This is a genomic window from Larkinella humicola (assembly GCF_008727875.1).
GTDB classification, from domain to species: domain Bacteria; phylum Bacteroidota; class Bacteroidia; order Cytophagales; family Spirosomataceae; genus Larkinella; species Larkinella humicola.
The window spans coordinates 716,946-731,694 of record NZ_VTWS01000001.1; the positions used below are offsets into that span (position 1 = coordinate 716,946).

General features: G+C 50.6%; 11 protein-coding genes and 1 tRNA gene. 6 read left to right on the forward strand and 6 right to left on the reverse strand.

From position 1 onward, the window contains the following. Positions 1-10 precede the first annotated feature (10 nt). A complete protein-coding gene (locus F0P93_RS03075) occupies positions 11-517 on the reverse strand; it encodes an immunoglobulin domain-containing protein (RefSeq protein WP_150874883.1) in 507 nt (168 codons plus the stop codon). Between the two features lie 19 nt (positions 518-536). Continuing rightward, complete coding sequence (locus F0P93_RS03080; RefSeq protein ID WP_150874884.1) at positions 537-1,439, reverse strand: histone deacetylase family protein; 903 nt, start codon at positions 1,437-1,439, stop codon at positions 537-539. A 43-nt stretch (positions 1,440-1,482) separates the two neighbouring features. Here F0P93_RS03080 and F0P93_RS03085 point away from each other — a divergent pair, with 43 nt between their 5' ends. After that, positions 1,483-2,232 (forward strand): SDR family NAD(P)-dependent oxidoreductase, encoded by a 750-nt coding sequence (locus F0P93_RS03085; RefSeq protein ID WP_150874885.1) that lies wholly within the window; start codon positions 1,483-1,485, stop codon positions 2,230-2,232. Between the two features lie 207 nt (positions 2,233-2,439). Then, positions 2,440-2,718, forward strand: a complete 279-nt coding sequence (locus F0P93_RS03090; RefSeq protein WP_150874886.1) for a hypothetical protein — start codon at positions 2,440-2,442, stop codon at positions 2,716-2,718. A 128-nt stretch (positions 2,719-2,846) separates the two neighbouring features. On the opposite strand, the gene F0P93_RS03095 is transcribed toward F0P93_RS03090, so the two are convergent. The 3 genes from F0P93_RS03095 to F0P93_RS03105 all read right to left on the reverse strand — a co-directional run bounded on the left by F0P93_RS03095 (position 2,847) and on the right by F0P93_RS03105 (position 4,921). Then, on the reverse strand, positions 2,847-3,041 hold the full coding sequence (locus F0P93_RS03095) for a hypothetical protein (RefSeq protein WP_150874887.1): 195 nt from the start codon (positions 3,039-3,041) through the stop codon (positions 2,847-2,849). A gap of 532 nt (positions 3,042-3,573) precedes the next feature. Then, entirely contained in the window at positions 3,574-3,843 is a 270-nt protein-coding gene (locus F0P93_RS03100; protein ID WP_150874888.1) for a hypothetical protein, read from the reverse strand. 1,006 nt (positions 3,844-4,849) lie between these two features. Beyond that, positions 4,850-4,921 (reverse strand) — tRNA-Glu (locus F0P93_RS03105). 190 nt (positions 4,922-5,111) lie between these two features. On the opposite strand from F0P93_RS03105, the gene F0P93_RS03110 reads away from it, so the two are divergent. Next, complete coding sequence (locus F0P93_RS03110) at positions 5,112-7,688, forward strand: M14 family metallopeptidase (protein WP_150874889.1); 2,577 nt, start codon at positions 5,112-5,114, stop codon at positions 7,686-7,688. 99 nt (positions 7,689-7,787) lie between these two features. On the opposite strand, the gene F0P93_RS03115 is transcribed toward F0P93_RS03110, so the two are convergent. Continuing rightward, positions 7,788-10,625: a Kelch repeat-containing protein gene (locus tag F0P93_RS03115; protein ID WP_191908715.1), complete on the reverse strand. Its 2,838-nt coding sequence runs from the start codon at positions 10,623-10,625 to the stop codon at positions 7,788-7,790. A 626-nt stretch (positions 10,626-11,251) separates the two neighbouring features. On the opposite strand from F0P93_RS03115, the gene F0P93_RS03120 reads away from it, so the two are divergent. From F0P93_RS03120 to F0P93_RS03130, 3 genes are all read left to right on the forward strand, one after another. Then, positions 11,252-13,450: a carbohydrate binding family 9 domain-containing protein gene (locus tag F0P93_RS03120; protein WP_150874891.1), complete on the forward strand. Its 2,199-nt coding sequence runs from the start codon at positions 11,252-11,254 to the stop codon at positions 13,448-13,450. Positions 13,451-13,515: 65 nt separating this feature from the next. After that, entirely contained in the window at positions 13,516-13,707 is a 192-nt protein-coding gene (locus F0P93_RS03125; RefSeq protein ID WP_150874892.1) for a hypothetical protein, read from the forward strand. A gap of 329 nt (positions 13,708-14,036) precedes the next feature. Beyond that, positions 14,037-14,729: a hypothetical protein gene (locus F0P93_RS03130; protein WP_150874893.1), complete on the forward strand. Its 693-nt coding sequence runs from the start codon at positions 14,037-14,039 to the stop codon at positions 14,727-14,729. Positions 14,730-14,749 lie beyond the last annotated feature (20 nt).

A 14,749-nucleotide genomic window follows, 5' to 3' on the forward strand; every position in this document is an offset into this window, starting at 1 on the left:
AGAAACGATTCTACTTTGACGTAATGCGCATGTCCGTAATCCGCCACCGGCCGTCCGGGTCTTTCCGTAATTGGCTGGTTACCGTTGCAGAACGGGACGCCGAACCGGTCGTTTCGGCCGGAACATACGAGTATACTTCAACGGATTGGGCCGTGTTTTCGTTGATTTCCAGCTTCCGGACGCGATAATTCTGGTACTTTATTTTTCCACCCGACGCCTGGTATTCCGCCGGGGATTTCCGGCTACCGTCCGAATCGGTGATCTTTGCCTCTTCCGAAAACCAGGTCGCTACACTGCTTGGGGTGCCCGAACCAGGATTCAGAACGGCCATGCGGCTTTTGAGCAGTACCAGAATTGAATCCCGCTCCGGATACAGTTTCGTGGTCGTGGTGCGGGTTTCCGTACGGCGCAAACGCCGTTGCGTGTCTTCTTTTGCCTGGTTTGGCGTCGTTTGCTGGGCTACGGCAGATGCCGAAAATCCCATTCCCAACACGAGTATCAACAGTTGTAGTTTCATTTGTTTTCGTTTTCGTCGCTCAAAAGTAAAGTTTTTCTGCCAATCGAAACGTATTGCAATGCGCTTCCACAATGTCGGCCATTCGGGGCGAATAACCGCCCCCCATCGAAACCACGATCGGCAAGCCAGCTTTGCGGGCCTGCTCAAAGACAAACTCGTCGCGCTGTTTGCAGCCCTCACGGGTCAGGCTCAGCTTCCCAAGCCGGTCGGACTTTAACACATCGACACCGGAAATATAAAACAGAAAATCGGGCTTTTGTTCTTTTACCAGACGGGGCAAGGTATCGGCCAACTGTTGAAGGTAGGCTTTGTCGGACATTCCGGTCGGCAATTCCACGTCCAGATCCGACTGTTCCTTGTGCAACGGGTAATTGTCTTTGCCGTGCATACTGAAGGTAAAAACTCTCGGCTCCTGCCGAAAAATAACTGCCGTCCCGTTTCCCTGGTGAACATCCAGATCGATAATCAATACTTTCTGCGCGAGTTGCTGATCGAGTATATACCGGGCCGCCACGGCCACGTCGTTCAGGAGGCAAAACCCTTCGCCCCGATCCGGGAAGGCGTGGTGGGTGCCGCCCGCAATGTTGAGGGAGATACCGGATTTTAAGGCAATCAGGCAACAATCGATGGTTCCCTGCGTAATCATCCACTCCCGCTGAATTAAGCCCTCTGACAGCGGAAAACCGATCCGGCGCACCATAACCGGCGGAACACTCAGCGTTTTTAACTGCCGGACATAGTCGGAAGTATGAACCGCCAGTACCCAGCGATCATCGACCAGACCGGGGGAAAAAAAGTTACCAGGCCGACACGTGCCCTCATACAACAACTGATCATAAATCAATTCATATTTCGACATCGGAAAGCGGTGGCCTTCGGGTAGCGGGTGTCGGTAAATAGGATTATAAGCAATTTTCAACATCCATCGGTAAGTTAGCGGACAGTAACCAGCTATGTATCCACTTATGCAAACTGTCATTGTGACCGGAGGAGCCCAGGGTATCGGGCGCGTAACGACTCAGTATTTATTGACCCACGGCTACCGGGTTGCCATTTGGGAAAGCGACGCCGAAGCGCTCGAAGAGTTCAGCGAAACCATGAAATCGTCGAACTCCAAGGCGCTCGTGCTCAATTGTGACATCACCTCCGAAACCGCCGTAAAAAACGCGGTCAAATCCACCATCGAGCGATTCGGACAAATCAATCACCTGATCAACAATGCCGCCATCCAGATTGAAAAACCGCTCGAACGGTTTACGCTCGAAGACTGGAATAAAGTCATTGGCACCAACCTGACTGGCACCTTTCTCTGCTCCAAATATACCGCCCCACACCTCGCCGAACAACAGGGCAGCATTGTCAACCTCTGCTCTACCCGTGCCTTTCAGTCGGAACCGGAAACCTTTGCCTATTCGGCGTCGAAGGGCGGTATTTTTGCCCTGACCCACTCGCTGGCGGTTAGTCTGGGGCCGGACGTCCGGGTCAACTGCATCAGTCCGGGCTGGATCGATGTGGCGGCACTGAAGAAAAAAGGCAAAGCCCGGAACGAACAGCTCCGACCCGAGGACCACGCGCAGCATCCCGCCGGCCGGGTTGGACAGGCCGACGACATCGCCCGGATGATCCTTTTTCTGATCAACGATTCCAACTCGTTTATTACCGGACAAAATTTCACTGTAGACGGCGGAATTTCGCGAAAAATGATTTATACATAACTGGTCATAACTTACTGATCGACAAATACTTAATGCCAAGTAAAAAAAATAAACTTACATGTGTTTTTTATGTATAATTACTTATGTATTTTTACGCAACGATTTAGTCATTTACGGTAGATCGCCATTCGCGTGGTTGCTCAAATGTCAAACAAAAAGGAAACTAATTTACCCAGTCATTCGGTGATTGAAACCCGATGGTTGACTATGGTAAATGAAATCCAGCAGCAACACAATGTATTGATTGACCTGATCGAACAACTAGAACAAAATCCGGTAAACAATCAGAAAACCGTTTTTCGGTTGACAACCCTGCAGCAGCATGTGCTGGATACACTGACCCACCTTTTGGCCGAATCGTTGACCGAGATTGAATCCGTTGTTTCAACTCAGGTGGAGCGACTGCAAAAAAAACACGCTCACAGCCAGATTTTGATTCAACTCAAAGACCAGATCGATCTGGAACTCAATCAACTCCGGACGTAATGGATTCTGAATCGGGTTTTCAACCCGGCACGCGTTCCAATCTGCATTCCCGCTTTTCTCTGTCCTACATAAAAAATAACCCCGGCACAGGTGCCGGGGTTTCTTTTGCAGTCAATTTTCGTGGTGTTCTACAGGGTTTCAACTTTTATGGTACCCGGATCATAAGTGGTTGGAATATGCACCTCCAGCCACTCTTCAAGCTGCATGAGTGCCCCTTCTTCCGTGTATGAATTGTAAATGCGGCTTGCCAAATACGTGCCATCTTTGGCATATACCGTGCATTTGAACTTCTTTTTGTTCAAGGTTCCTCGCAGAGTTTTCATTTCCATGTTCATGATCATTAAAGTTCAGCATACAGAGAGGGGGTGCATTAAAACCGTACAGACAGGCAATCAAAATCAATTCAACTCATTGAAGTCTTTTCGCAATTTACTCGAATTAAAGGGCGGAGGTTACGAATAAAAAGAATGGAAAAACGAATTTTGATTACCGGTCTAATGAGTTATCAACTCCTTTTAAATCGAGCAAAAATCAAACCAAGAGCACTATGTATAATTACATATTTTCTTAATTTATAATTATTTTAAAAAGACGAACAGATTTCTTTTTGGCTGCTTCTGTGCAACCATTGCTCCTCTATTCGGGTCTATACCGTCAGAATGACCCCATTTATCTCGGAAAACCTCTCCCTGTTTCGGATATAAAGATCAGATTTACTTTACGATGGTGAAACGAATGTCCGGAAGCTTTGCATTCGGACATTTTTGTTTTACAAGCTGTAAATAATTTATTGCACAAGCAATATACTTTGCCGGGTTAGGTTGCACGTATTCATCTTAAAAAAAAGGTGCACATTCAGCGTGCCACATTTTTATTAATCTGTTCTTTTTTCTGTAAGACCTTGCCCTGTTCAATTAATTCCTGGTAGGTAAAATCTTCGTTGCGGACGTCATTGATTTCATTTTCAACCGTAGCCCGGTTGAATGCCGACCGACTCACAGAATCGGCATGAGCTTCCATTACTTTCGAATACTTTTCCGGATCGTATTTTTTATCCAGAGGATCGCAACTCAGGAGGGTGAAAGAAACAGAAGCCGTCAGAAAGAGTGTCAGCAGCTTTTTCATGGATATTAGGGTTTGACTGCATTAACCCGCATTCCCGCAGGATTGTTGCAAAAACAGGGTGCAATCAGCCCCAATCCGACAACACTGGCTTGGTGCCGGAAAGACTCCCAGACCAGCCGTTATGACTACCTACCTGATGCCGGTTGCAATCAGCCACCGGAACCAATCATTTTGGTGAATTTATAGAAGCTTTTCTTCCACATTGGCAGTCGAACTACCATCGTATTTGGTAATGGCTTTGTTAACCCTAACCAGTGTTCCCGCGTTTTGGGCGAGAAATCTTCGTTTGGCATCTAGCCGGTTGCTCGCTTCAACATAGGTGGTCCAGGACTCATCCCCTTTTAAAAAAGTTACTTTGTAGGTTTTCACGCTTCGTTTTTTTCCGGTCTAGTGTTCGATGGGATGAGCAAATGCCTGGTGCAGTGAATTTTGCCACACAAGCACTGATCGATCCGCTAACATACTCAATTATTCAAATGATTAATTGAATACTATGACAATCAAATCAGATGCCGGTTTAATCTTGAATTCTGAATATTGATAATACGGTCCAAAACGGGTAGAAAACGCAAAAAAATAGCCCGACCTCTTTGCAGGGCGAGCCATAAATACGTGTCTAAATACCAATCTACAGGAAAAAAAACGACCAGAAGAAGCCGAAAGCGCGTTTCGGCATTCGTCTTAAAAACAAGACCCGTGAAATGATTCCGGGTCTGTTTGCTTACCAATCTCTATTAACGGAAGATTATGAGCCTTCCTTGCAAAATTAGGGCTGATAACCGTCAAAATATGGTACGATTCTACGATTATTCAACACTTTTATGCACAATAAAACCGGGACTGGCTCTGAGCCTCATTGCACGAATTTTATCGTCGGGCACGTTTTTTTTTCAACTGGTGCAATTGAAGGAATGCAGCATCCGAAATTGAGTAGTTTTGACGAAGCGGGCGGAGTCAATTTTCCACAAAAAAATAACCCCGACAAAGTTTGTCGGGGTTATCGGAGTGACCAATACGGGAATCGAACCCGTGTTTCAGCCGTGAAAGGGCCGCGTCCTAACCGCTAGACGAATCGGCCATATCCAGTTTTCAGTTGGTCGGCGACTCATTTGCCAACCCTGATTCTGAAATTGTGGTGCAAAGATACGGCTAAAATTGATAGCTGCAAATCTCCAACTAAAAAAAAATGATTTTTCTGCGATTTGACGGGGTTTTGTGGTTTCGACTTATTTTTGGGGATTGCCCGATAAATTCATTATTTGCACTTCATGAAAAGACTCTCCTTATTTGGTCTATGCCTGTTAATGGCTTTGACTACGCTCGCTCAGAACACGTTACAACATCCCGATCAGTTTTTAGGATACACCATCGGCAAGCGGTTTTCGCCCCACCACCGGGTGCTGGCCTACGCCGAACAGGTTGCCCGGCAAGCTCCTTCGCGGGTAAAAATAATTCCGTACGGAACCACTTTTGAAGGTCGCCAACTGCTGGCGGTGGTGGTGGCCTCCGAAAAAAACATGGCGCGGCTGGAAGAAATCCGTACCACGCACCTCAAACAGATCGGGCTGGGAAATACCCCCGCTGCAACGCCACAGGCCGCTAATTCGACGCAGCCGCCCATTGCCTGGCTGAGTTACAACGTCCACGGCAACGAAGCCATCAGCTCCGAAGCCTTCATGCTGGTCCTCCACGATTTGCTCAATCCCACGAATTCGGTTTCCCAGAAAATCCTGTCCAATACCGTCGTCATCCTGGACCCCGGCCTGAACCCCGACGGCCACGACCGGTATGTCAACTGGTATAACCAGATGAGTGGAGCCAACCCCGACCCAACGCCCCTGGCGCGCGAACACAGCGAGCCCTGGCCCGGTGGCCGCTACACCCACTACCTGTTCGATCCGAACCGCGATTGGGCCTGGCAAACCCAGGAAATCACGCAGCAACGAATGGCACTATACCAACAATGGATGCCTCACCTGCACGGTGACTTTCACGAAATGGGACCGGAAAGTCCGTATTATTTTGCCCCTTCGGCCAAGCCTTACCACGAAGACATTACGCCCTGGCAGCGGGAATTCCAGCAGATTATCGGACAGTACAACACCCGGTATTTTGATAAAAACGGGTGGTTGTATTACACGCGGGAGAATTTCGACTTGTTCTATCCGAGCTACGGCGATACCTGGCCAACCTACAACGGCGCCATCGGCATGACCTTTGAGCAGGGCGGTGGTGGCCGGGCCGGACTGGCCTATCGCAAAAATGACGGCGACACGCTCACCCTGCGCGAACGCATCGACCACCACTACACTGCCAGTTTCGCTACCCTCGAATCCGTGGCCGACCGCCCGGATGATGTCGTTAAAAACTTCAACCGCTTTTTCGAAAAATCGCTGACCAATCCAGTGGGTGAATTCAAAAGTTACGTCATCAAAACCGCCAACGATGAAGGCCGGATAACGGCACTCCGGAAACTGCTCGACAACAACCAGATCTGCTATGGGCTGGCCGGGAAATCCCAGAAACTGACGGGTTTCAATTACCAAAACCAGAAAAACGAAGCAGTCACGACGGAAAGTAATGACCTGGTGATCAGCGCCTACCAACCCAAATCAACGCTCCTGAAAATTCTCTTCGAACCCAAATCGACGCTGGAAGATTCGGTGACCTACGACATCACCTCCTGGTGTATTCCCTACGCCTACGGTTTGAAAGCCTACGGTTTGAAGGAAAAACTGACGCCGGTGGCGTATATCAGTCCGGCGACTGCGACGGTACCGGGAGCCACCGGTTCCGGGCCAAAACCGTATGCCTACCTGGTGCGCTGGCAATCGGCGCAGGAGGTGCAGTTCCTGGCTGGTTTGCTGAAAAACAAAGTGCGGGTTCGGGTGGCGGAACGGACGTTCAAGCAGGGCGAACAACGGTTTGAAGCGGGTACACTCATCATCACCCGCGCCGGAAACGAACGCCTGGGTGACCGTTTTTACCAGATCATCCAGCAGGAAGCCAGCAAACGGAACATCCCGCTCATCCCCGCATCGACCGGTTTTGTGGCTGAAGGAGCCGACTTTGGTTCGGGTAGTGTTTTCTCCCTCAGAACCCCCCGGGTTGCCGTTATTTCCGGCGACGTCACCTCCCCGACGTCCATGGGCGAAGTCTGGCATTATTTTGATCAGGACCTCGATTATCCACTGACGTTGATCGAAGCCAATTCCTTCCCGAATGCTTCACTCGCCGAGATCGATGTGCTGATTATGCCGCAGGGATACGGCTACGGAAAAATTCTGAACGACCGGACGTTGACCAAGTTGAAAGAATGGGTTCAGGCGGGCGGCAAACTCATTGTGATGGAACGCGTCACCTCATTTTTTGCCGAAAAACCGGACTTTGGTCTCAAGAAAAAGGTGGATAAACCGGACGCCAAAAAAGAGAAAACTGATAAAAAGCCGGGTACTGATACCGACGAGTCGCTGCGGGAATACGGCGAACGCGAACGCGAAGCGATTTCGGAAGAAACGCCGGGCAGTGTCTACCGCGTCGATCTGGACCGGACGCATCCGCTGGCCTTTGGCTATCCCAACGGCTATCACGCGCTGGTTCAGAACGTCTACGACTATGATTTCCTGAAAGATGGCTGGAATGTCGGCTATTTGAAGAAAGACAATTACGTGGCCGGTTTTGTGGGAAAAAATGCCCGGTCGAAGCTCAACAATACCTTGCTGTATGGCGTGCAGGAACTCGGCAAAGGAAGCATCGTCTACATGATGGACAACCCGCTGTTCCGCGGTTTTTGGTACAACGGGAAGTTGTTGTTCGGCAATGCCGTGTTTATGGTGGGGAATTGAGTTTTTAGAGGAAAGAGAAAAGACAAGAGAGTAAAGATTAGCCGTGTTTTCAAAAAACCGGTTTGTCTTTACTCTCTTGTCTTTTCTCTCTAGTCTGATCTACCTTTTAACCAGCTTCAGCGTCTGACTCTGGCCGTTGCTGCTCACGTTCAGAAACAGCAGACCTGCCGGAACACCGGAAATACCGAAGCTTTGTCTATCATTGAGAGCCGCTTTTTGAATCTGGCGCTCACCAATGACCCGGCCCTGAACGTCCGTCAGAGAAAACCGCAGCGGCTGGCCTTCGGCTCCGCGAACTTCCACCTCTACCCGATCGTTCACCGGATTGCCCAGCACAGTCACCTGAATACCTTCGGTCCGTTCAGCCGAAAGCCGACCCGGGGAAGGACAATTCAGGGTTTTGCCGGAATCCTTCAGAATGTAGGTGCTGCCCTGCACCCGGGCGTGAATTACGGTTGGACCGATGCCTTTCAGGGTTTCCGGCACCACAAAACTGTAGGCATGTGACCCGTTGCCCTTCCCGGCATTCTTCAAATCGACCCGGTAAATGTTGGCCACCGTGCTGCCCCACACCGTACTTGTGCTGATGGTATAGAATTCGACCGTCACCGGGGCATTGGGCTTCTTGCGATCCCAGACCCAGCCGCGAATCGTGCCGCATTCCACTTTGTCCAGATAGCCTTCAAAATCGCCGGTAACACCACCGGAAGAAGCCGGGCTAACCGTCAGCGGAAAGCTCACACTGTTGCTGGCTCCACCCTCATCCGTGGCCTGATACGTTAACACAAAGGTTCCGTCCACCGTTGGAATTCCGGTGATGATGCGGGTGGACATATCCAGGGATAAACCGCTGGGAAGTCCCGTCAACCCGTACGAAAGCGTCGTTCCTTCCGGATCGGTAAAGGCGACCAGTGTGGCCGAAAACGGTACACCCACCTGGGCGGCCAGGGGGGCGATCATGACCGTCGGAGTCGGTGGTTTGGGCAGTTCGTTGCCCGGATTGGCCCCGCTGCCCTGGCAAATCAGAGCTTTTGGCGAATCTTTCAGAATAAAGCTGCTGTTGGTCACCCGGGCCGACAGTAGGTGCGACTGGTTGTCTTTAATCGATTCCGGGATGGCAAACAGAAAGGCATGCTTCCCGTTTCCTTTGCCCGCGTTCAGCAAATCCTGCCGGAAAACATCCGCCTGAATGGTAGCAATAACGTTTGGCCCATCCAGAATTTCAACTGAAACGGCGGTGTTGACCTTGTTACGATCCCAGGCCCAGCCCCGGAACGTGCTGCAATCGGCACCGTAGATAAAGCCGTCGAAACTACCAACTGCGGTACCTGGCGCCACGACAACCGTGGCGCTTCCTGGCAAGCTTGTGCAACTGCCAATGGTGCAGGTTGCCGAATAAACCAGGGTCGCCGTTGCGGAGGTCGGTACTGAAATACTGGTGCCGGAACCACTGCTGCCACCCGGCCCTGTCCACGATACCGACCCGGCCTCACAACCGGTGATAGAAAGCTTCGTAAAAGGGGTATTCTGAAAAACCGTCACATTGCTCTGGCCCGAGAAAGCCACGGTGGGAGTCGGAGGCAGCGAAAGAACCGTCAGGGCGAAGGCTTCCGACCAGGCGACTCCACCGTCACCGCTAACCCGGCAATAGTAAGAATCCGAATCGGTAGTCTGCACATTCGTCAACGTTAGGGTAGCCGAGGTTTGATCCGTCACGACGGCAGCCGAGGTGCTGGCCGATCCTTTGTACCATTGATAGGTCAGGTTATCACCCAACGCCGTGATGGTCGTGGTAACGGTGCTGCCCTGGCAAACCGTAGACGAACCGGGGGATGGTTGCTGATCAACGGCTGTTGCCGTGTAAATGTCGACCAGAACCGTTGATCCCCCGTCCAAAACGCCAACAAAGCCTCCGGCAAAAAGCGCTTTATTTCCGACACTGGCTGATGCCAGATCTTTCCGCTTCTTGGTAAGATTGTCCGTTGTCCAAGTGTCTAAAGTCATATCGTAAACATCGACGACGGTCGAGCTCCCCGAAAGATTTTCACCGCCGGCAAAAAAGACCTTGTCACCCACGGTAGTTGCGGTCAGATTGGTTCGTTTACTGGATAAGGTAGCCTGCGACCAGGTACTGGTAGCGAGGTCATAGATATCTACCCGGTCGGAGTAATCTAATAAACCTTTAACACCGCCCGCAAAAAAAATCTTACCCCCGGCAACCACGGCAGCTAGACCACCCCGGGCTTCCGATAAGTCACTCGCTGTCGACCAGGTGCTGGTAGCAACATCATAAATATCCACCTTTTTTGAAAAACCGCCCACCAGACTTTTGTACCCTCCGGCAAAATAGATCTTGCCATTGGCCGCAACCCCAGCCAGACTGGAGCGGGCTTCCGATAATTCGCCAGTCGTCCAGTTTTTATCAATTAAATCGTAAATATCGACGGTTTTAACCGTTGTAAGGAGTTTAATAAAACTACCTTCCAGGTGAATACCGCCGGCAAAAAGGACTTTTCGTCCTGCCTGGGCCGATGCCAGTAAGGAACGACTCACCGAGAGATTGGTCTGGGACCACGTAGCATTGGCAACGCTGTAGATGTCTACGCGTTTGGAAAAACCCTTCTGGTCTAAACTACCTCCGCCGGCAAAAAATACGGAATCCGGTGAAGCGGTTGCGGTCAGGTCACCCCGGCTTTCGCTCAAATCGGCCTGCGACCAGGAATCCGTACCCAGGGTATAGATGTCGACCCGGTTGGTAGCCGTCAGGCCTTCAAAACCGCCCCCAAAAAAGGCTTTGCCACCGGCACTCGTACCGGCCAGCTTGTTGCGACTCTGGCTTATACTGGCGGTGGTCCACTGCGCCAAAGCACCGGGTATGTGCAATCCCCAGGCAAGCAACAGACAAAAGGACAAGGAAAACTGGAAATTTTTCTTCATAAAAAAGGGATTAGAGGGTTTGGAATGGGTAAAATAAAACGCTGCCCCGGGCATCAAATGTCCGGATCAGATACTGAACGAAAAGAGGTACAATCAGGCGGTGTTAACCGTTGTAAGAATCGGGAAATACGTCTTAAAAACGGGGACTGGAGATCGGGAAATCCGTAGCGTAAATTTCATTCAATTGAGCGATAAGGGGACAGGATTTATAAGACATTGCAAAATATGAATAAATAATAAAATAATACTAATGACAGATCTAAACATATGAAAAAAAAGGTAAGCTACTACTTTACCAGACAAAAAATCCCGACAAGTGTGCAACTTGCCGGGATTAAAAAAAACAGAAATCAGCCTGAAAGCACCGGCTATTTACCCTGACAGACTTACTAGTTCTTTGTATAACTCTCTGCTTATCAAAACGTTAAAGACTCACACTTGCCCCATTATGCTGACCCGGAAAAGCATCAAATCCGGCAGTTGATGGCAGAGATCAACCTGATGTCACTCCCGGCTGACGCGTAGAAATGGCAGGAATTCAGTCCACAAAAAATACAAATACGATTTTAATCATCCCGCCATGACTTGCCGTATCTTTGTCTGTTTACTTTTGAAAACCACTAAAATTGCGAGCATTTGTGAGATTTTTCCGGTTGTTCCTTCCCTGCCTGATTTTTTGTACTTCCCTTTATGCCCAAAAGAAAAACGAAACCTATCAATACCACATTCGACAGACGACCTCGCCCGTCCGAATCGATGGGGTGATGGACGAGCCGGGCTGGCTCGAAGCCGATACAGCGACCAATTTTTACATGGTTCTGCCGATGGACACCAGTTTTGCCCGCCTTCGGACGGACGTCAAAATGACGTACGATCAGCAAAATCTGTACATCATCGCGGTTTGTTATTACGATCCCACCGCTTCAGTTCGGCAAAACCGACCGTTTGTCCAGTCGCTCCGCCGTGATTGGGAATTTGGCAAAAATGACAATTTCATTTTCTTCATGGACCCCTTCGACGACCAGACCAACGGTTTTACATTCGGGGCCAATGCCGTTGGGGCGCAGTGGGACGGTTTGTTGTATGAAGGTGGAAAAGCCAACCTGAGCTGGGATAACAAGTGGTATTCGGAAGTAAAAAATTACGACGACCGCTATGTGTTCGAAGCCGCCATTCCGTTCAAAACCATCCGGTACAAAAAAGGCATTACCCGTTGGGGAATCAATTTCAGCCGCCAGGATTTACGAACCACCGAAAAGTCGAGCTGGGCGCCGGTTCCGCGGCAGTTTCCGACGGCTTCGCTGGCCTACACCGGCACCATCGTCTGGGATCAGGCTCCTCCGCAGGTTGGCTCCAACATTTCGCTGATCCCCTACGCCCTCGGCGGGTTGACGCGCGACTACGCCAACCAAAAACCGTCTTCCTACCGGGGTGATGTCGGTCTGGATGCCAAAGTGGCCGTAACTTCGTCGCTGAATCTGGATTTGACCGTCAATCCGGATTTTTCCCAGGTCGACGTCGACCGTCAGGTGACGAACCTCGACCGGTTTGAGTTGTTTTTCCCGGAGCGAAGGCAGTTTTTTCTGGAAAACGGCGACCTGTTCACCAACTTCGGCTACGCCAACATTCGCCCGTTTTTTTCCCGTCGGATCGGTCTGGGCGTGCCCATTCGCTTCGGAGCGCGGCTGAGCGGCAAACTCAACAAGGACTGGCGCATTGGTTTGATGGATATGCAGACCGGGAAAGTGGCTGAAACCGGCTTGCCCGCCCAGAATTTTGCGGTCGTCGCACTGCAACGGCGGATTTTCTCGCGCTCCAACATCGGCGCCATTTTCATCAACAAGGAATCGCTTAACTACGAGCCCGAAGCCGGAAAACCGGCCTATTCCAGATACAACCGGAACATCGGACTGGAATACAATCTAGCCTCATCCAACAATGCCTGGACGGGCAAGGTCCTGTTTATGAAGTCGTTCGATCCCCAAACGGGCGGAAAGCGGAACCACGTTCATGCCGCCAACCTGCTGTACAGTACCCGCAAGTGGATCGTTGGCTGGCAGCATGAATACGTCGGCAATAACTACACGGCCGAAGTCGGGTACGTCCCGCGACGGGGGTACATCAAAGCCAATCCCACGGTCAGTTACCTGATGTTTCCGAAAGGCGGAAAAGTGTTGAGTCATGGTCCGCAGATTACCTCCTACTACGTTTACAACGAATCGTTCCGAAAGACGGATAATGAAACCGTGGCGATGTACCTCACAACGTTTCGAACCAAGAGTGTGTTCGCGGTCTGGGCTGGGCGTGATTTTGTCCGGCTTTTGCAACCGTTCGACCCCACCAACACCGGTCGCGACACGCTGGCACGCGGAACCGAACACCGCTGGAATGCTGTTGGCGTCGATTACATTTCCAAACCGCAGAGTGTGTTTACCTATGCTTTTTCGGGTCGATATGGCGGGTATTACGCCAACGGAACCCGCTTGTTTCTGTCTACCGATCTGGGCTATCGGTTTCAGCCCTACGTGAGTTTGGCGCTGAGTGCCAATTACAACGACATCCGGTTGCCCGAAACGAACTCCTCGACCAAATTTTGGCTGGTTGGCCCCCGCATCGACCTGACGATGACGAACCGGGTCTTTTTCACGACGTTCATGCAGTACAACGAACAGGCCCGGAACGTGAATCTGAACGCCCGGTTCCAGTGGCGCTACCAACCTGCTTCCGACATCTTTCTGGTGTATACCGACAACTATTTGCCGGGCTCCCTTTCGGTCAAAAGCCGCGCGCTGGTGCTGAAGCTCACCTATTGGTGGAATGTGTAGTCTACTTTCTGTAAACAAATACTTAAAATCGGGAGTTGATTAGCTGAACATTAACCCCACAAACCATGCGTAATTTCACTCATTTTCTGTCTACACTGGCGATCTCTCTTTTTCTGCTGGTCGGGATGACCAGTTGCGAACTGGTCGGCGATATTTTCAAAGCTGGTCTTTGGGTTTATGGCATAGGATTTATTCTCGTGTTATTCGTGGCCATCTGGCTCTTTAGAAAAGTGTTCGGCGGTGGCCGGAGCGATTAGTTTGTCAATGGCCCCTTATTCGTATAGCAGCTACCGTCAAACCAGTAGCTGCTTTTTTATACCCTTGCCGCCGTACCGGATTCTTTTGCCCAATGCCACATTCCAGCCCTTCATTTTCCAGCTCACCGGCTTTCTCATAGGTTTCAATGATCTGATTATCATAACGTTAGACAACAACGTACACACCAACCGTTAAATCAGAACTTCGACCGAATAGTAAAGTAAAAGTACAATACGTCACCTTCTTCTCTTACATTCAGTTGCCTTCCCGGGAAAGCCTGCAGGCCGACGCCGGAAACATTTCACGTCCAAACTACCATCCTCGAATTATGAAATCTTCCAAAACCCGTCACTCAACCCGGCGTCGTGAATTTTTAGGTTCACTCACCGCCGGTGCGGCCGCCCTCAGTGTGGCCACGTTGCTACCTGCGCAAGCTGCCCTTGCCGATCGACCCCTCAACCTGGATGATACCAACGCCTGGTTTGAAGGGATCAAAGGAAAACACCGGGTAGTTTTTGATGTACCCCGTCCCCACGAATTGTTTCCTTTTGCATGGCCCCGCGTATTTCTGCTCACCAACGCAGCGACGGGCACACCGGAAAAAGAAAATAGTGTGGTGGTGGTTTTGCGACACGACGCGATTCCCTATGCCTTCGAAGACCGGCTGTGGGAGAAGTATAAATTCGGAGAACTCTTCAAGGCCGACGATCCGGCCACCAAAACCGCTTCAACGCGCAACCCGTTCTGGAAACCCAAACCGGGTGCGTATAAATTTCCGGGGATTGGCGAAGTGGCCATCGGTATCAATGAATTACAGGCGAGCGGGGTCATGTTTTGCGTGTGCAGTGCGGCCATTGGCGTTTACTCAGCCGCCGTGGCGCAGGGCATGAATCTGAAAGCGGAAGATGTAAAAAAAGACTGGATGGCGGGTTTATTGCCGGGTATTCAACCGGTCCCTTCCGGTGTGTGGGCGTTGGGAAGGGCCCAGGAGAAAAACTGTGCCTACATTTTTGCGGGATAAAAAAGAAGGCTGGTAGACGT